Here is a 16,269-nt window from a genome sequence, read left to right as displayed (position 1 = left end):
CATGAGTACTGACAACACAGACTCCGACTGTGGCGCATCGACCGCAGAAGCGAGTACCGAAGCCGAGACGAGCACCGACACGTCGTCGAAGTGCGGGGCGAGCAGCAGTACGACCGAGACCACCGAGGAGACGGACTCGAAATGCGGAGCGTCGTCGTCCGCCTCGTCCGGTAGCGGGTGCGGCGCCTCGACCGACGACGCCGACGAGGAGGAAGTCGGCGCGACCGTCGACGACTTCGACGCCGACCCCGGACAACTCGTGGCGGTCGGCCTCGGACCCGGCCAACCGGAGGGGATGACCGCCCGCGCGAAGGCGGCGCTGGCAGACGCCGAGCACATCGTCGGCTACACGACCTACGTCGACCTGCTCCCCGACGACATCACGGAGAGCGCCGACGACATCTACGACACGCCGATGTGCGGCGAAGTCTCCCGAACCGAGGAGGCAATCGACCGGGCGCTCGCTGGCAATGACGTCGCCATCATCGGCAGCGGCGACCCGAACGTCTACGCCCTCGCCGGCCTCGCGCTCGAAATCGTCGAGTCGAAGGGTGCGACGGCGTCGATGCTGGACTTCGACGTCGTGCCGGGCGTCCCGGCGGCCCAGTCGTGTGCCGCCCGCGTGGGCGCGCCGCTGGTCAACGACACCGTTTCCATCTCGCTGTCGGACCACCTCACCGACATGCCGACCATCGAGTCACGCCTCCACGCCGCCGCCAAGGAGGGGTTCACCATCGCCGTCTACAACCCGTGGAGCCGCAAGCGCCGCGAGAACTACGAGAAGTGCTGCGAGATTCTACTGGAACACCGCGACCCCGAGACCCCGGTCGGCGTCGTCCACGCCGCGGGCCGCGAGGACGAACAGGCCGAAATCGTCGAGTTACAGGACCTGCCGGAACTGGGCGAGACTGACCTCGTGGACATGACGACGACCCTGCTGGTCGGCAACGAGGACACCTACGTCTGGGACGACCGGATGGTCACGCCGCGTGGCTACGAGACGAAGTACGACTACTGAGCATGTACCGAATCACCATCGACCGCGGGGCCTGCGACGGCGTCTTCGCCTGTCTCGTGCGCGACGACCGGTTCGTGGAGGATAGCGAGGGTCTCGCCGCGCTGGAGGTCGACGATTCACAGGCCGTCGCCGCCACGTTCGACGACGACCGGCGCGAGTCGGCCGAGCAGGCGGCCGCCGCCTGTCCGCTGGACGCCATCACCGTCGAGTCCGTCGACCGCGAGACGGCCGCCGCGACCGAGGAGGCCGAGCCATGAGCATCGAGACCGGCGCGCCCGGCGACCTGCTTTCGGCCCACCCGGAGACGGCGTACTTCTGGGGCCGGGTCGCCGCAGACGGGGAGTGCGAGGACGGCTGTGTGACCGTCAGGACGAGCGACGAGACGGCGGCCCGACGGCTGGCGTCCATCGCTGGTGCCGAACGGGCCGACCACCGCATCGTCGAGCGAGAGTACGCCCACGACACCTCGGTCACCCGGCGCGAGGACGAGTACACGGTGCAGGTCCTCGGTGGCCTCGCCGACCGCGCCAGCGCCGCGCTCGGCCTCCCCTTCGACGGGCAGGCCGGGGGCTACCGCTTCGATACGCTCGCAGCCCACGACCGGCAACTCCTCCGGGGCCTGTTGGAGGGGTGTGGCACGGTGTGTTTCAAGTCCGACGACGGGGCGGTGGGTATCTCGTTCGTCCACGAAGACGAGCGCCTCCTTCGGACCGTCCAGTCACTGCTCGAGGACTGTCCGGTCGAGGCGCCCTGTGACGACCTCGCCGACGCCTCGTCGGGCTACTGGTTCGGCGTCGCGGACGACGCGGTGCCGGTCCTCGCGGACTGGCTCTACGACGGGAGCGAGAACACGGGGCTGTTCGCGCCGAGCCGACGGCGCAAGCTCCGAAAGAGCGTCGAGCGAGTCCGATGAGCGAAGCGACCGCCGCCCGCGACGGACTCGACGACGAGTCGGTCCTGCTCGTCGGCCACGGCTCCCGTCGCGAGAAGTCCAACGAACAGGTGCGCGAACTCGCGGCCGACCTCGAAGGACGGCTGGGTATCCCTGTCGACGCCGCCTTCCTCGAACTCGCGGAACCGGCCATCGACGAGGCAATCGCGGGGTTGGCTTCGACGGTGTCGCAGGTGACGGTCGTCCACCTCTCCCTGTTCGCCGCCAGTCACGTCAAGAACGACGTGCCGCTGGCGGTCCAACAGGCCCGCGAGGCTCACCCGGGGCTGACTATCAACAACGGCGCGCATCTGGGTGTCCATCCGGCGATTCTGGACTTGCTGGACGACCGCGCGGCCGCCGTCGAAGCCGAGTTGGGCGTCGACCGCGAGGCCGACGACGTGGCCGTGGTGGTGTGTGCCCGCGGGTCCTCTGACCCCGACGCCAACGCCGACGTCCACAAACTCGCCCGCCTGCTGTACGAGGGCCGGGAGTTCTCGCGCGTCGACGCGTCGTTCATCGGCGTCACCGAACCGCTGTTAGACGAGGCGCTCCACGACCTCGCGAAGACCCGGCCCGACGCCGTCGTCGTCCTGCCGTACATGCTCGGCGACGGCGTGCTGACCGGACGTATCAAGGACGGGGCCGAGGAGTTCGACGAGGAGTACCCCTACGTCGACGCCGCCTATGGCGAACCGCTCGGGACCGACCCGCGTCTGCTGGACGTGCTGGGCGACCGTTGGCAGGAGGCGCGAACGGGGAGCGTCGAGATGTCCTGTGACACCTGCAAGTACAAGGTGGAACTCGACGGCTACGAGGCGGACCAGGGCGGCGCCCGCGCGATGCTCCGGGCGCTGACCCATCAGGCCGAACACGCCGACCGCGAGGACGTCGACGACGACCCACACGTCCACGACGCCCCGGAGAAACACGTCGCGGTCTGTACCAACCAGACCTGCGCACAGGACGGTGCGCCCGCCGTCCTCGAACGCCTCCGGCAGGCCGCCCGCGACAGCGACCAGTGTGACGCCCGCATCACGCGCTCGTCCTGTCTCGGGCGCTGTGGCGAGGGACCGATGGTCGCCGTCTACCCCGACGGCGTCTGGTACGGCGGCGTCGAGGAGGGCGACGCCGACAGTATCGTCTCGTCGCATCTGGACCGCGACCGAATCGTGAGCGAGTTAGTCGACCAGACGCTGTAACAGATACACCCATGAGCTGCTACGAAATCGAGGCCCTCCGACTGGGCCTCATGAACGTTCTCGGTACCGAAGACGACCACGCGCGCCAGCACGCGAAACAGGAGCTGGAGGGCCACATGACCGGCCCAATCGAGGCACTCGCGAACGCCGGGACGCTCGCAGATATCGAGCGCCACCTCGACGCGGCGCTCGTCGACTTAGAAGAGGAGATAGCGCGGACCGACAGCGACGACCCCGAGTACGACTACCTGCGGGGCCGACTCGTCGCGGTGCGTGACGCCGAACGGGCGGTACAACGACTGACGACACAGGGCGAGGACGTCCTCGCGGGTCTCGGCGAGGCCCACGACGTCCTCCACGAGGCGTTCCCAGTCGATGAGTGAACACGCGTCGACCGTCACGCTCGGCGACGTGGCGCCGGCCCGCTCACGCCAACAGGGCCGCCGCTCTGCGGTCGCGCTGACCGACGGCGTCGCCGTCGTCGGCACGGCGGACGGCGACCTGCGGGCGGTCGACGTCTCGGGACCTCGGCCGACGGTCCGCTGGCACCACGAGGGCGACGACGGGCAGAGCGTCGTCGCGGTCGAACCGTTCGGCGGTGGATCTGCCGTCGGCGAGCGCAGCGCCCGCGGTGAGATACGCTGTCACGACGTCGACGGGAGCGTGCGGTGGCGCTACGAGACGCGCGAGGACGTCGGGACGCCACAGGACGACACTCGCTTTCTCCTGCCGTTCGTCGCCAGTCTCACGACCGACGGCGACCGACTGTACGCGGCCGCCCGCCGCTACGAACGCGTCGACGGGGACCGAACGTTCCAGAGCGTCGTCTACGCGTTCGCGCCTGACGGCAGCGTCGACTGGACGTATCGGACTGATGCCTCGCCAATCGCTCTCTCGGTCCGCGACGACCGTCTCGCTGTGGCGTACAACCGCTGTCCCGGCGACCACCAGCACGGTCTCGTCGTCCTCGACGCCGGCGACGGCTCTCCCCGATGGATGTGGGACCCCGGCACCGAGGGCCAGCGACGGGTCGGCGACGTGACACTCCTCGATTCGGGTGCCGTCGTCGCCAGCCACGGTGACTACTGCGGTTACCACCTCGATGCGGACGGCGCGGAGCGCTGGCACATCCCGCTGGCACCGTCCCGCGACGTCGACGGCGAGGCAGTGTACGCCTATCCGAACCACGTTCACGCGACCGACGACGGCGCGGTGTTCGTGACCGGCAACACCTACCCCGAGGACGGCCGCCAGACTGACGCCCGTCATCCCCGGGAACACACCGCCGTAGGCGTCTCGTTCGACGGGACCGAACGTTGGACGGGTCCGGTCGGCGGGTTCGCCAGCGGGCTCGGTACCGACGACTCGCTCGTCGCGGTCCCGGGCGCACAGCACTTCCGCGACCGCGACGCCGACGCCCACGCGGTCCGGGTCTACGATACGCTCGGCGGCCGGGTGGCGACCCACGACACGGCGGGCGTCGTCACCGCGGCGGCCGTCGAGGGTGATACGGTCGCCGCCGTCGAGGAACCGGTCGTCTACCACGACGAGGGCCGGGAACGCGGCGCGTACCGCCTCCATCGGTTTTCCGCCGAGTGACGGACCGACCGTCACGACACTGTCGCTCGCCCGGACCAGTCGTCTTCGGTGAGCGCCTGACCGCCGACCGACCCGAATCTTTTGCCGCTACCGCCCGTGGGACAGATATGGACAGTCCGACGGCCGACGGCGACGCGACCGGAGGTGCCTAGCGTGGGCTTCTTCGAGAAAGCGGGTCGGGAGGTCGAGAAGTTCAAACGGACGGTCAGCGAGGCGGCCGAAGAGCACCGGACGGCGGAGTGTCCGGCCTGCGGTGAGTCGGTTCCGGACGACGCCGAGGAGTGTCCCCAGTGTGGGGCCGACGTGACCGACGGGAACTGACTCAGTCGGCCGTCGCCGGGTAGTCGGTGTCGACCTGCGTGGTCGCTGGTTCGCCGAGCCACGCGTGGACCGCCGCGAGGGTCGCCCAGAGCAGGGCCTGCCCGAACACGACAGTCCAGCGGTAGGCCGCGACGAGCGCCGCCGGAACGTCGCCGTGGACCGGGTTCGCCGGTGCGAGGACGACTGGGACGGCCAGCAACGCGAGCGGTGCCAGCGTCGCCGCGGCGGTAACGACACGGGACCGCCCCGCCGTCCGCCGGTACGCCAGCCCGCAAGCTACCGCGACGAGCGCGCCGACGACCATCAGGCCGCCGTACCACGCCAGCCGCGTTTCCGTCGGAAGGGCCTGCTCGACGCCCGGCGGTTGCGGCGGGAGGACGAGCCACGGCGCGCCGGAGACGGTCAGAAAGCCCGCGCCGGCCAGCGCCAGCCGCTTCGTCGCGCCGGTGCCGGGCAGCGCCGGTTCGAGGAGGTAATAACCCACGCCGAAGACGGCGACGCCGAACAGGAGTCCCCAGAGGACGCCGCCGCCGACGCTCGCGAGCGTCGTCGTCAGCCCCGAGACGACCGGGCCACTCCCGCCGTGGCCGTGTTCGAAGGTCTCCAGCCCGGCGGTGAAGCTGTTGCCCACCGTCGCGACGAACAGGCCGTAGGCGAGGCCGCCGCCGACGCCGGCGAGTGCGCCGCGTTCGAGGTGGTCGCTCGTCATCAGTGACAGGTGATACCGGCGCTGTGACGGAAGTTGTGCAGCGAGTCGTGGAGCATCGGCTCCTGCACGAACAGGAGCGCGAACCCGAGCGCGGCCACGAGCGCGATCCCAACGGCGACCTGTGTCCCCGAGAGACTGGCTCTGGCGCGTTCGAAACGGTCGTAGACGCTGTCGTCGGTTGACTGCATTGAAACTCTACTTGCTAAGAGAGCAAGTTAGATTGTAAAACTTCCGGCTGCTCTCACCCGTCGACTGCAGCGTCCACCCGGTCGGCGCTCAGCGCCGAGAGCGGGACGACCGCTGCGTCCGTCTCGTTGGCGACGAGGTCCGTCAGCCCCGCGTGTCCGCCGTCACCGGCGTCGACGACGAGGGTACGGTCGGCGACAGTACCGAGGGTACGCGCCGCCTCGCGGGTCGCGCCGACCGGGCTCCCGTCGGCGGTGTTCGCCCTGCCGTCGGTGACGAGGACGACGACTGCCGCGTCCGGGTCCGCCCGGGCTATCACTTCGCCCGCAGTTCGCAGACCGGCCGGCAGCGGCGTCCGGTCGCCGGTCGGCAGGTCCTTGAGATGGCGGGCCGCCCGAGTGACGCTGTCGGTCGGCGGCAACACCACGTCGGCGTCCTCGCCGGCGAAGGTGACGAACGCCACTTCGTCGCGGGCCTGATACGCGCCTTTCAGCAACTCCAGCACGGTTCCCTTCGCGGCCCGCATCGCCGACCGCATCGACGCGCTCGCGTCGACGGCGAACACGACCAGCGTCTCGGCGTCGCCCGCCCTGACAGACTGCCGTAGGTCACGGGACCCGACGCCGTCGGCGCCGCGTCTGGCGGCCGCCCGAACCGAGGCCGCCGCGTCCACCTCGTCACCGGCACCGGCACGCTCGGTCCGCACCGTCGCCCCGCGGTCAGTCCCGGTCGCACTCGCGCGGCCGCTGGCCGCGCCGCCGTCTGTGTCGACGGACGGGGCTGCTATCGTCGGGGCGTCGCTCTCTCCGATGTCCGCACGGACTGCCCGGGAGCAGCGGCGGGCCGCCTCGTCAGTGCCGTCCCCCTCGCTCTCTGGGCCGTCGTCGCCGCGGTCGCCGTCGCTCTCACCGTCGCCGGCCTCGGCGGGCGCTGGCGACCCGTTCCAGTCGCTCTCGTCCGGGTCGCCGCCGGCGTCGTCCCCGCGACTGTCGTCGTCGGTAGACGAGTCGCCGGTCGACTCGTCCGTCCCGTCGCCCTCGTCGGCCTCGGTGTCGCCGTCCTCGGCCTCGGACTCTCCGTCGTCGCTTGCGTCGTCGCTCCTCCCCTCGTCCGTCTCGCTCTCTCCCTCCTCACCCTCGAAGTGGTCGTCGAGCACGTCGTCGACGTCCGGTGGCTCCTCGAAGGGCCGGGACGTCAGCCGGTGTGGGAGCGCGAACTCGGCCGCCCGCTCTACGTCGGACGCCAGCACGGTCGTCCGACCGTCGAGTGCGGCGAAGGCCCGTGCCGCCCGCGCCGTCGCGATGTCGCCGCGGTGGCCGTCGATTTGGGCGTCCCGGCAGAGTTCGGCTATCTGCTCGCGGAACTCCCGGGCGATGTCGACGTCACCGAGCAACTCGCGGGCCGTCAGCAGGCGTTCCCGAGCGGACTCGTCTTCGTCTGGGTCGTCCGGGTCGACCGTCTCGTCGCCCCCCAGCGCACGGTCGATGATGGCTACCCGGTCGTCGACACCCTCGCAGGCCGTGACCTCGGTCTGGAGGGCGAAGCGGTCCCGGAGTTGGGGCCGCAGCTCGCCCTCCTCGGGGTTCATGGTTCCGACGAGGGTGAACTCGGCGGGGTGGGTCACCGTCACGCCGTCGCGTTCGACGCGGTTGACGCCGCCCGCGGCCGCATCCAGCAGGACGTCCACGAGGTGGTCGTCGAGCAGGTTCACCTCGTCGACGTAGAGGATGCCGCGGTTGGCTCGCGCCAGCAGGCCGGCGTCGAACTCGTACTCGCCGCCCAGCGCGTCGGCCACCGAGAGCGTCCCGACCACGCGGTCCCGCGTCGCACCTAGCGGCAGCGTCACCAGCGGCACCGACCGCTCCGCGACCGGCGGGTCGGCGCGCTCCCGACAGTCCGCACACTGCCGGGCGGCGTCGTCGGGCGGACAGCCGTACGGACAGTCGGCGACGGCGCGCTGGGTCGGCAGGAGGTCTGCCAGCGCCCGCACGGCCGTCGACTTTGCGGTGCCTTTCTCGCCGCGGACCAGCAACCCGTCGAGGCTGTCGTCGGCGGCGACCGCCAGCAGTCCGTCCTTGAGGTCGCGCTGGCCGACCACGCCGGAGAACGACGGCCCCTGCGAAGCTTTTTTGCCCGCACCGAATACAACCATACTTGTATTAGTGCAAACGGGAGTTTAACAACCTTATGCCACACATCGGACTCTACACCGCGACGGAGAACGAACTCGGGGCCGTCCAGCGCGCCGCCTCAGAGGTCGACGCCGACCTCACGGTGCGCTCGGAGAGCGACTTAGACGACGAACCGGCCGTCGAGGCGTTCCTCACAGAACTGGAGACGGCCGACGCCGTCGTCCTCTGGCTTCACGGCGCCGAGGACAGCATGCCCGGGTACGACCGGGCAGTCGAGCGACTTCGGGCGGCGGGCGTCCCATTGGTCGTGAAGGCGACCGGCGACGCCTTCGCGTTCGAGGACACGTCGGTCCCCGACGAACACCGGGCGACCGTCTACGAGTACTTAGAGCGGGGCGGGGCGAGCAACGTCGCCAACTGCGCGCGCTACCTCGTCGCGCAGTACGGCGACGCCGACCCCGCCTACGACGACCCGGTCCACCTCCCGACGGAGGGCGTCTATCACCCGGACCACCCCGCCGCGGGGTTCGAGGACCTGTACGCGACCTTCGACCCCGAGAAACCGACCGTCGCCGTGTGGTTCTACGAATCACACTGGACCCACGAGAACACCCGCTACGTCGACGCGCAGGTGCGGGCCATCGAACGCGAGGGAGCGAACGCGCTCCCCATCTTCTGTGAACCGGCGACCGACGCCGAGGGGCAGTGGAACGCCGAGCAGGTGACCGAGGAGTGGCTGTTGGACGACGACGGGAACTCGCGGGTCGACGCCGTCTGCTCGTCGTTCATGTTCTCGCTGTCGATGGACGAACGCGGGCGGAGCGCCAGTGACGAGGGCGACGGCGCCGAGGACGTGTTCCTCGACAGACTCGGCGTGCCGGTCCTCCAGACGGTGACGACGATGCGCTCGCGCTCCCGGTACGACGCCAGCGACACCGGCGTGATGGGCTTCGAACTCGCGCTCTCGGTGGCACTGCCGGAGTTCGACGGCAACGTGATTACGCATCCCATCTCCGGGAAGGAACGCACCGACGACGACGCCGACATCGGGAGCGCGCCGAAACAGCACTTCCCCATCGACGACCGGGTGGACCACGTCGCCCGCCTCGCGGTCAACTGGGCCGCCCTGCGCCACACGCCAAACGACGAGAAGAACGTGGCCGTCGTCCTCCACAACTACCCGCCCAGCGACGACGGCATCGGGACGGCCTTCGGCCTCGATTCGCCGGAGAGCACGGTGAATCTCCTCGACGAACTCGACGCGAGAGGATGTCATCTGGGCGATGAGATGCCCGACTCCGGCCAGTCGCTCGTCGAGCGTCTGACCGCTCAACTGACGCTGGACGACCGCTGGGTCGCGCCCGAGGACGTCCGCGAGATGAGCGTCGACACCGTCTCGCCCGACCAGTACGCCGACTGGTTCGCCGCCCTCGATTCGGGCTTCCGCGAGAACGTCGTCGAGGAGTGGGGCGACCCGCCCGACCGGCCGTTCGCCATCCCCGGCGTCGAGTTCGGCAACGTCCTCGTCACGGTCCAGCCCCCGCGCGGGTTCGGCATGGACCCCTCGAAGGTATACCACGACTCGGACCTCCAGCCACCCCACGACTACGTCGCGTTCTACCGCTGGCTCCGGAACGCATACGAGGCCGACGCCGTCGTCCATCTGGGCACCCACGGCAGTCTGGAGTGGCTCCCCGGCAAGACGGTGGGGCTGGACGGCGAGAGCGCGCCGGACCAGCTAATCGACGACATCCCGAACGTCTACCCCTACATCGTCAACAACCCCGGCGAGGGGACGCAGGCGAAACGGCGCTCGTACGCCGCCATCGTCGACTACCTCACGCCGGTGATGGCCAACGCCGGCACCTACGACGACCTCGCAGAACTAGAGGAACTGGCCGACCGCTACCGCGAGGCCGGGATGGAGGACGCCCGTACCGACGACGGCGACTATCTCGCGGACCTGATTCGGGAGACGGTCGACGAACTGGACCTCGCCGTCGAACTCGGTATCGAGGGCGAGATAGACGAGCGAGCGGACGTGAGGGGTCCCGACGAAGCGGGCACGACCCTCGCCGAGGGTGCCGTCGAGGGCGACGACCTCTCCATCGACGAACTGGTCGAGCGCGTCCACGAGTACCTCACCGACGTCAAGACGACCCAGATTCGGAAGGGCCTGCACACGATGGGCGAACCGCCCGCCGACGACCGCCTCGTCGACTACCTCGTCGCGCTCACGCGACTGGAGAATCCGGGTGCTCCGTCCCTCCGTGAGAGCGTCGCCGGCGTCCTCGGCGTCGACTACGACAACCTCCGCAACGCCCCCGGCGAGTACGACGAGGCGCTGGGGATGACCTACGCCGAGGCCGCCGACCACGTCCACGAGACGAGCAAGGACCTCGTCCGGACGCTGGCCGACCACGGGTTCGACGTGCCCGAGAGCGAACTTGACGACGGCGACTCGGAGGTGAACATGAACCTCCTCGTCGTCGACGTCGACCCGCTCGGGGACGCCCGCGCCCGCTCGGGCGCTCACGACGACCTGCGCGAGGTGTTGGCCTACGTCTGCGAGGAGGCTGCCCCGCGGGTCGCAGGCGCGGCCGACGAGATACCCCGAACTGCAGATGCCCTCGAAGGCGAGTACGTCCCGCCGGGCGGGTCCGGCGCGCCGACCCGCGGCGGCGTCGACTTGCTCCCGACGGCGCGGAACTTCTACACGCTGGACCCGCGGAAGGTCCCGGCCAAATCCGCGTGGGAGGTCGGCAGCGAGGTGGCCGAGGGCGTCCTCGACAGACATGAGACCGACGAAGGCGACTACCCCGAAGAGATAGGCGTCGTCGTCTGGGGCACCCCGACGGTGCGGACGCGCGGGGAGACCATCGCACAGGTCCTCGCGCTGATGGGCGTCGAACCGGTGTGGTCCGACGCCGGCCGCGTCGAGGACGTCGACCCGATTCCGCTGGCGGAACTCGGCCGGCCGCGAATCGACGTGACGACGCGGGTCTCCGGTCTGTTCCGGGACGCGTTCCCCGCCGCCGCGAGCGTCGTCCACGACGCCGTCGAGGCCGTCGTGGACCTCGACGAACCCCACGAGATGAACTACGTCAAGAAGCACGTCGAGGAAGAGACAGAAGACCTCGTGGCCGACGGGATGGCCGAAGACGACGCCCGCGACGCCGCGACACACCGCGTGTTCACGACCCGACCCGGCGGCTACGGCGCCGGGACGAACAAGGCCGTCGACGAGGGCAACTGGGACGACCGCTCGGACCTCGCCGACGTGTACGTCCAGTGGGGCGGCTACGCGATGGGGTCCCGGGGCCGCGTCAGCGACGCCCACGACGCCTTCGAGCGCCGCCTCTCGTCGGTGGAGGCGACGGTCAAGATAGAGGACACCGCCGAACAGGACGAGTTCGACTCCTCGGACTGGTACGCCTTCCACGGCGGGTTCATCTCCGCCGTCACCGAGATAGCCGGCGAGGAACCGGATTCCTACGTGGGAGATTCGTCGGACCCGGACGACGTCGACGTCTACACGAACGAGGAGAAGGTCCGCAAGGCGATGCGCGCCCGCGTCCTCAACCCGTCGTGGCTCGACTCGATGGAGGAACACGGCTACAAAGGCGCCGGCGACCTCTCGACGACGGTCGACGTGGTCCTTGGCTGGGACGCCACCACCGGTGTCGTCAGCGACACACTCTGGGCGGACGTGGCCGAGCGCTACGCCTTCGACGAGGACCGACAGGACTGGCTCCGCGACGTGAATCCGTGGGCGCTGGACTCGATTACCGATACCCTGCTGGAGGCCATCGACCGCGGCCTCTGGGACGCCGATGCCGAGACCGAGGACCGACTGCGCGACCTGCATCTCGACGTGGATGGTGACCTCGAAGCCCGTGCGAGCAGTGACCCCGCCGGCGACCCCACGGAGGTGACCAGCGATGACGACTAACCCGGACGACGCGACAGCCGAAGACGGGGCGGACTTCGACGAGTACGCCGACCTCGGTGCGACCACGGAGAACGCGATGGACATCGCGGAGACGTCGATGGACCGCGTGCGCGAACTGGTCCCAGACGAGACGCTGGCCGACCGGATTCGCCAGAAGTCCGTCCACGCGACCGGCGACCCCGAGTTCCAGCACCTAGTCCGGTTCACCGGCGTCGACGACGACGAACCGGTCAGGGCGGGCGCGCGTGCGGTCCTCGATACGGCCCCCGTCGTCACCGACATCACGATGGTGAAGGCTGGTATCACGGGCCGGGGCCACGACTGTCCGGTCCGGAAGGCAATCGGTAACGGGGCCGACCTCGCGGCCGAGACGGGGATGACCCGGACCGCCGCCTCGGTCCTCGAACTCGACAGGAAGGGCGTCTACGACGGGTCTATTGCCGTCGTGGGCAACGCGCCGACGGCGGCGCTCGCACTCGCAGACTGCATCGAGGACGGCACCCGTCCCGCCGTCGTCGTCGCCACGCCGGTCGGGTTCGTGAAGGCCGCCGAGAGCAGGACACGCCTCCGTGAGGTCGCCGCCGATCACGGCGTCCCGGCCATCACGAACGTCGGGCGTCGCGGCGGGTCCGGACTCGCGGCGGGACTCACGAACGAGTTGATTCACGTGGCTTCGGACGCTCGCGAGGGGGCGGTCGATCTGTGACCGCCCCCTCGGGAAGAGCGAGCGGGGAGGATGGACCCGCGAGCCGCGAGGGCGAGGTCGCACTCGATGACTGAGAGCGACGACTACGACCTCGACGGCGGCCCGGACCCGGCGAACCTCGCGGCCGCGGTCCCTGAGGACCCCGACGCCGCCCGCCCGGTCTACGCTGTCGGCATCGGCCCGGGGAACCTCGACTACCTCACGCCACGGGGTGAGCGAGCCATCCGCGAGGCCGACGTGGTCGCCGGCTTCGAGACTGTCGTCGAGTTCGTCGCCGACCGGACGGACGCCGACCTGCTGACCTGCGGGTATCGAGACGAGAGCGAGACGCTGGCGACGTTCGCCGAGCGGGTGGCGTCGGGAGAGCGCGGGACGGCGGTCCTGATGGGCGACCCGAACCACTCTGGCTATCAGTTCGTCGGGAAGGTCCAGCGCGCCGTCGACGCGCCGGTCAGGGTCGTCCCCGGCATCTCCTCGCTTCAGATGGCGGCGAGTCGCGCCCGGACGCCGATGGAAGACACGACGTTCGTCACGCTCCACAAGAGCGGCGACCTCTCGGCCGACCGCGAGCGGCTACGCCGTGACGTCGGCGAGCGGCACCTACTGGTGTTGCCCCGACCGTACGACCTGATGCCCGGTGACGTCGCCGCCGACCTCGTCGAGTCCGGAGCGGACCCGGACCTGCCGGCGCTAGTGTACGAGCGACTCACCCACGAGAACGAACAGCGAACCGCGACCACCCTCGGTACCCTCACCGACCACGCCGGCGGTGACGGCGCCGACGGGACGCCGTTTTCCGACCTCTCGGTGCTCGTGGTCCGGCGGGACTGACTACCGGCCCTCGCCGTCGGTCGCCATCGCGCGTGCCGTCGCGGTCAACGTCTCCTCGAAGGTCTGTGGCGTCGGACCCGTATCGAGGGCGCGTTCGGTCTCGACGGTCGAGACGATGGCCTCCGTGACGTGTTCGTGGTCGCCCAGCGGGGCCGCGTACGCCAGCCCACCCCGGTCGAGCTGGAGCTTCTCCGGGATGTAGTCGGCTGTGGCGGGACACTCGCTGAGAAAGAGCGGCACCGCGACGGCGTGGTCGCCGGTGAGGTTGTAGCGGACACACTCTACCGCGGGGTTCTGCCGCAGGTAGCAGGGGACGACTTCGCCGAACGCGGACCGTCGACGGAGTCGCTCGGCGTGGTACTCCGTGACCTGTCGCTGGTAGGGCCGTCTGCTCGACCCCGCCGCGACCAGTGCCACCGACGTCCCGGCGTCGGTCGGGGCGGCCGCGGCCGCCCGAGCCTCGACGGCGGCGGTCACGAGTGCGTTCCGGCCGACCGGTTCGCAGTACCGGACCGTCGCGTCGGCGTCACTCAACAGCGTCGGCACCGTCTGGAGCGTGACGTGGTCGTGTGCGACCGTCAGCGGGACGGCGACGACCCGGTCCGTGTCGAGGTCGGCGACGGCATCGGTCAGCGTCCGACGTGGCTCCTCGCCGTAGGTCAGCAACCGAACGTCGTCCACGAGGTCCCGGTCCCGGAGCCGCCGGGCGTGCGTCTCGAACGCGGTCGTCGCGCGGGCAGTCTCTCGACCGATGAGCAGGAGTGTTTCGTGAGGCATGGGTTCTCTGCCGACTAAATCAAGTCAGGTTGATTTAGCCAAACTATTGTTGCCTTGACGATGGAACGCGGGCACTAATAGCTTGTGGTCACCCACCTCGCGGCCCGACGCTTATTTCCCTCGCGGTGGTTACCCCGGTATGACCGTCTACGAGACAGACGTTCCCGGCGTGGGCAAGAAGTTCGAGGTGGAACTCGACGGGGACGAGCGACTCGTCATCGTCATCCACCACGACGGGAAACGCGAAGTGTTCCACAAGGACGGGCCGGACGTCGACGCCGACCGCCTCTTCACGCTCGGCGGCCGACAGGCCCGCGAGATAGGTTCTATCCTGCAGGGCGCGTATTTTCAGCCGGTCGAGACGGACTCGGTGGACGTCCCGCTGGGCGACGCCATCATCGAGTGGGTCGACGTCGGGGCCGAGTCGCCGCTGGCCGGGCAGACGCTCGCCGACGCGCAGGTCCGCCAGCAGACCGGGGCGTCCATCATCGCTATCCAGCGCGACGAGGAGACGCTCCCGAATCCCGACCCCGAAGACACCATCACCGCTGGCGACATCCTCGTGACGCTGGGGACCCGCGAAGAGCAGTCGGCGCTCGAAGACCTGATCACCCCCGACGACGATGGCTGAACTCCTTCTCGAAGTCGGTATCGCCGTCCTCGGGGTCGCCCTCGCGGGCATGCTGGCGGGGCGTATCGGCCTCTCGGTCATTCCGGCGTACATCCTCGTCGGCGTCCTGCTGGGTCCAAACGAGCCGACGGCGCTGTTGGGCGTCCCCGTCGCTCTCGTGAACGAGGGGGAGGTCATCGACGTACTGGCGGAACTGGGCGTCGTCTTCCTGCTGTTCTTTCTCGGGTTGGAGTTCAGCGTCGACCAGTTGCTCCGGGACCGCCGGAAGATATCCGCCGTCGGCGCGCTGGACTTCGTCGTCAACTTCGGCATCGGCGCGGTCATCGGCCTCGCCTTCGGGTGGACGTTCGTCGAGACGCTGTTTCTGGCGGGTATCGTCTATATCTCTTCCTCGGCCGTCGTCACGAAGTCGCTCATCGAGACGGGGTGGATAGCCAACGCGGAGTCCAGTCCCATCCTCGGAACCCTCGTGTTCGAGGACATCCTCATCGCCGTCTACCTCGCTCTGCTGGCGGCCATCACCGGCGGCGGGGGCTTGCGGTCGGCGGCCACCTCCGTCGGCGTGGCCTTCCTCTTTCTCGGCGGCCTCTCGGTCGCCGCGTGGTACGGTGCCGGGTGGTTCGAGCGCTTCTTTGCGACTGGCTCCGACGAACAGTTCGTTCTCCGGGTCGTCGGGCTGACCACCGTTGTCGCGGGGGCGGCGCTAGCACTGGGTGTCAGCGAGGCCGTCGCCGCCTTCTTCCTCGGCACCGGCCTCAGCCAGACGACCCACGTCGAGCGCATCGAACACATCGTCGCGCCGGCCCGGGACCTCTTTGCCGCCGTCTTCTTTTTCGCCATCGGGCTCTCGACGGACGTGACGCTGCTCGCGGGCGTCGCCGGACTGCTCGCGGTGGCGGTGGTGGCGACGACGGCCGGGAAACTCCTCAGCGGGACGCTCTCGGGCCGGGTGTACGGTCTGGACCAGCGGCGCTCGCTCCGGGTCGGACTGGGACTGGTCCCTCGCGGCGAGTTCTCGCTGGTCCTCGTCGCACTCGCGGCCAGCATCGGTACCGGCCGACTCGGCTCCGTCATCCCCGCGTTCGCCGTCGGCTACGTCCTCGTGATGAGCGTCGTCGGGAGCGTCCTCGTCGACCGGGCCGACGGCATCACCGACGCCGTCCTGTCGGTGATGGGTACCGACTCTCGGAGCTGACCGCCCGCCGTCCCTGTGTCTGTCGTCCGTCGCAGTCCCCGGCGACACATTTTAGGCCGGCCAAAAAATCGCAAACGGT

At 69.6% G+C, this 16,269-nt stretch carries 16 protein-coding genes; 12 read left to right on the top strand and 4 right to left on the bottom strand.

Annotated elements, in window-relative coordinates; translation table 11 throughout:
• Position 1: 1 nt before the first annotated feature.
• The 7 genes from cobJ (at position 2) to G9465_RS01470 (ending at position 5,071) form a co-directional block, all read left to right on the top strand.
• Entirely contained in the window at positions 2 to 1,018 is a 1,017-nt protein-coding gene (gene cobJ, locus G9465_RS01500; RefSeq protein ID WP_166966881.1) for a precorrin-3B C(17)-methyltransferase, read from the top strand.
• Between the two features lie 2 nt (positions 1,019 to 1,020).
• Complete coding sequence (locus G9465_RS01495; RefSeq protein ID WP_166966879.1) at positions 1,021 to 1,275, top strand: ferredoxin; 255 nt, start codon at positions 1,021 to 1,023, stop codon at positions 1,273 to 1,275.
• The gene (locus G9465_RS01490) at positions 1,272 to 1,931 is read left to right on the top strand and encodes a cobalamin biosynthesis protein (RefSeq protein ID WP_166966877.1); all 660 of its coding nucleotides are present in this window, start codon (positions 1,272 to 1,274) and stop codon (positions 1,929 to 1,931) included. Before G9465_RS01495 ends, G9465_RS01490 begins: the two co-directional genes overlap by 4 nt.
• Positions 1,928 to 3,151 carry a CbiX/SirB N-terminal domain-containing protein gene (locus G9465_RS01485; protein ID WP_166966875.1) on the top strand — a complete coding sequence of 408 codons (1,224 nt, stop codon included), beginning with the start codon at positions 1,928 to 1,930 and terminating at the stop codon, positions 3,149 to 3,151. Before G9465_RS01490 ends, G9465_RS01485 begins: the two co-directional genes overlap by 4 nt.
• Positions 3,152 to 3,162: 11 nt before the next feature.
• The gene (locus tag G9465_RS01480) at positions 3,163 to 3,534 is read left to right on the top strand and encodes a DUF3209 family protein (protein ID WP_166966873.1); all 372 of its coding nucleotides are present in this window, start codon (positions 3,163 to 3,165) and stop codon (positions 3,532 to 3,534) included.
• The gene (locus tag G9465_RS01475) at positions 3,527 to 4,750 is read left to right on the top strand and encodes a PQQ-binding-like beta-propeller repeat protein (RefSeq protein ID WP_166966871.1); all 1,224 of its coding nucleotides are present in this window, start codon (positions 3,527 to 3,529) and stop codon (positions 4,748 to 4,750) included. The genes G9465_RS01480 and G9465_RS01475 overlap by 8 nt, the downstream gene beginning before the upstream one ends.
• Before the next feature lie 144 nt (positions 4,751 to 4,894).
• Entirely contained in the window at positions 4,895 to 5,071 is a 177-nt protein-coding gene (locus tag G9465_RS01470) for a zinc-ribbon domain-containing protein (RefSeq protein WP_227015670.1), read from the top strand.
• A 1-nt stretch (position 5,072) separates the two neighbouring features.
• Here the strand turns inward: G9465_RS01470 and G9465_RS01465 are convergent, their stop codons facing one another.
• The 3 genes from G9465_RS01465 to G9465_RS01455 are packed head-to-tail and all read right to left on the bottom strand — an operon-like array spanning position 5,073 to position 8,118.
• A complete protein-coding gene (locus tag G9465_RS01465) occupies positions 5,073 to 5,780 on the bottom strand; it encodes a CbtA family protein (protein ID WP_166966869.1) in 708 nt (235 codons plus the stop codon).
• Positions 5,780 to 5,968, bottom strand: coding sequence for a CbtB domain-containing protein (locus G9465_RS01460; protein WP_166966867.1), 189 nt, complete (start codon positions 5,966 to 5,968; stop codon positions 5,780 to 5,782). The genes G9465_RS01465 and G9465_RS01460 overlap by 1 nt, the downstream gene beginning before the upstream one ends.
• 53 nt (positions 5,969 to 6,021) lie before the next feature.
• Entirely contained in the window at positions 6,022 to 8,118 is a 2,097-nt protein-coding gene (locus tag G9465_RS01455; RefSeq protein ID WP_166966865.1) for a VWA domain-containing protein, read from the bottom strand.
• Between the two features lie 35 nt (positions 8,119 to 8,153).
• Here G9465_RS01455 and cobN point away from each other — a divergent pair, with 35 nt between their 5' ends.
• The 3 genes from cobN (at position 8,154) to G9465_RS01440 (ending at position 13,587) form a co-directional block, all read left to right on the top strand.
• Positions 8,154 to 12,050 (top strand): cobaltochelatase subunit CobN, encoded by a 3,897-nt coding sequence (gene cobN / locus G9465_RS01450; protein WP_166966863.1) that lies wholly within the window; start codon positions 8,154 to 8,156, stop codon positions 12,048 to 12,050.
• Positions 12,040 to 12,756 (top strand): precorrin-8X methylmutase, encoded by a 717-nt coding sequence (locus G9465_RS01445; RefSeq protein WP_166966861.1) that lies wholly within the window; start codon positions 12,040 to 12,042, stop codon positions 12,754 to 12,756. Before cobN ends, G9465_RS01445 begins: the two co-directional genes overlap by 11 nt.
• Before the next feature lie 66 nt (positions 12,757 to 12,822).
• Positions 12,823 to 13,587 (top strand): cobalt-precorrin-7 (C(5))-methyltransferase, encoded by a 765-nt coding sequence (locus G9465_RS01440; RefSeq protein WP_166966859.1) that lies wholly within the window; start codon positions 12,823 to 12,825, stop codon positions 13,585 to 13,587.
• Here G9465_RS01440 and G9465_RS01435 read toward each other — a convergent pair whose 3' ends face one another.
• A complete protein-coding gene (locus tag G9465_RS01435; RefSeq protein WP_166966857.1) occupies positions 13,588 to 14,364 on the bottom strand; it encodes a CbiX/SirB N-terminal domain-containing protein in 777 nt (258 codons plus the stop codon).
• A gap of 139 nt (positions 14,365 to 14,503) precedes the next feature.
• Here G9465_RS01435 and G9465_RS01430 point away from each other — a divergent pair, with 139 nt between their 5' ends.
• Together G9465_RS01430 and G9465_RS01425 are read left to right on the top strand one after the other, a co-directional pair.
• Positions 14,504 to 14,995, top strand: a complete 492-nt coding sequence (locus G9465_RS01430) for a cation:proton antiporter regulatory subunit (RefSeq protein WP_166966855.1) — start codon at positions 14,504 to 14,506, stop codon at positions 14,993 to 14,995.
• Positions 14,988 to 16,190, top strand: coding sequence for a cation:proton antiporter (locus G9465_RS01425; protein WP_166966853.1), 1,203 nt, complete (start codon positions 14,988 to 14,990; stop codon positions 16,188 to 16,190). The genes G9465_RS01430 and G9465_RS01425 overlap by 8 nt, the downstream gene beginning before the upstream one ends.
• The last annotated feature ends 79 nt before the right edge of the window (positions 16,191 to 16,269 follow it).

This window comes from Haloarcula sp. JP-L23, assembly GCF_011602445.1.
GTDB lineage: Archaea > Halobacteriota > Halobacteria > Halobacteriales > Haloarculaceae > Haloarcula > Haloarcula pellucida.
The sequence above is the reverse complement of the archived record's forward strand: the minus strand, read 5'-3'. Positions and strand labels throughout refer to the sequence as shown.

Bases quoted from the DNA above. Each gene is read 5' to 3' on its own strand.
- cobJ (WP_166966881.1), top strand. From the start codon at position 2: ATGAGTACTGACAACACAGACTCCGACTGTGGCGCATCGACCGCAGAA.
- G9465_RS01495 (WP_166966879.1), top strand. From the start codon at position 1,021: ATGTACCGAATCACCATCGACCGCGGGGCCTGCGACGGCGTCTTCGCC.
- G9465_RS01490 (WP_166966877.1), top strand. From the start codon at position 1,272: ATGAGCATCGAGACCGGCGCGCCCGGCGACCTGCTTTCGGCCCACCCG.
- G9465_RS01485 (WP_166966875.1), top strand. From the start codon at position 1,928: ATGAGCGAAGCGACCGCCGCCCGCGACGGACTCGACGACGAGTCGGTC.
- G9465_RS01480 (WP_166966873.1), top strand. From the start codon at position 3,163: ATGAGCTGCTACGAAATCGAGGCCCTCCGACTGGGCCTCATGAACGTT.
- G9465_RS01475 (WP_166966871.1), top strand. From the start codon at position 3,527: ATGAGTGAACACGCGTCGACCGTCACGCTCGGCGACGTGGCGCCGGCC.
- G9465_RS01465 (WP_166966869.1), bottom strand. From the start codon at position 5,780: ATGACGAGCGACCACCTCGAACGCGGCGCACTCGCCGGCGTCGGCGGC.
- G9465_RS01460 (WP_166966867.1), bottom strand. From the start codon at position 5,968: ATGCAGTCAACCGACGACAGCGTCTACGACCGTTTCGAACGCGCCAGA.
- G9465_RS01455 (WP_166966865.1), bottom strand. From the start codon at position 8,118: ATGGTTGTATTCGGTGCGGGCAAAAAAGCTTCGCAGGGGCCGTCGTTC.
- cobN (WP_166966863.1), top strand. From the start codon at position 8,154: ATGCCACACATCGGACTCTACACCGCGACGGAGAACGAACTCGGGGCC.
- G9465_RS01445 (WP_166966861.1), top strand. From the start codon at position 12,040: ATGACGACTAACCCGGACGACGCGACAGCCGAAGACGGGGCGGACTTC.
- G9465_RS01440 (WP_166966859.1), top strand. From the start codon at position 12,823: ATGACTGAGAGCGACGACTACGACCTCGACGGCGGCCCGGACCCGGCG.
- G9465_RS01435 (WP_166966857.1), bottom strand. From the start codon at position 14,364: ATGCCTCACGAAACACTCCTGCTCATCGGTCGAGAGACTGCCCGCGCG.
- G9465_RS01430 (WP_166966855.1), top strand. From the start codon at position 14,504: ATGACCGTCTACGAGACAGACGTTCCCGGCGTGGGCAAGAAGTTCGAG.
- G9465_RS01425 (WP_166966853.1), top strand. From the start codon at position 14,988: ATGGCTGAACTCCTTCTCGAAGTCGGTATCGCCGTCCTCGGGGTCGCC.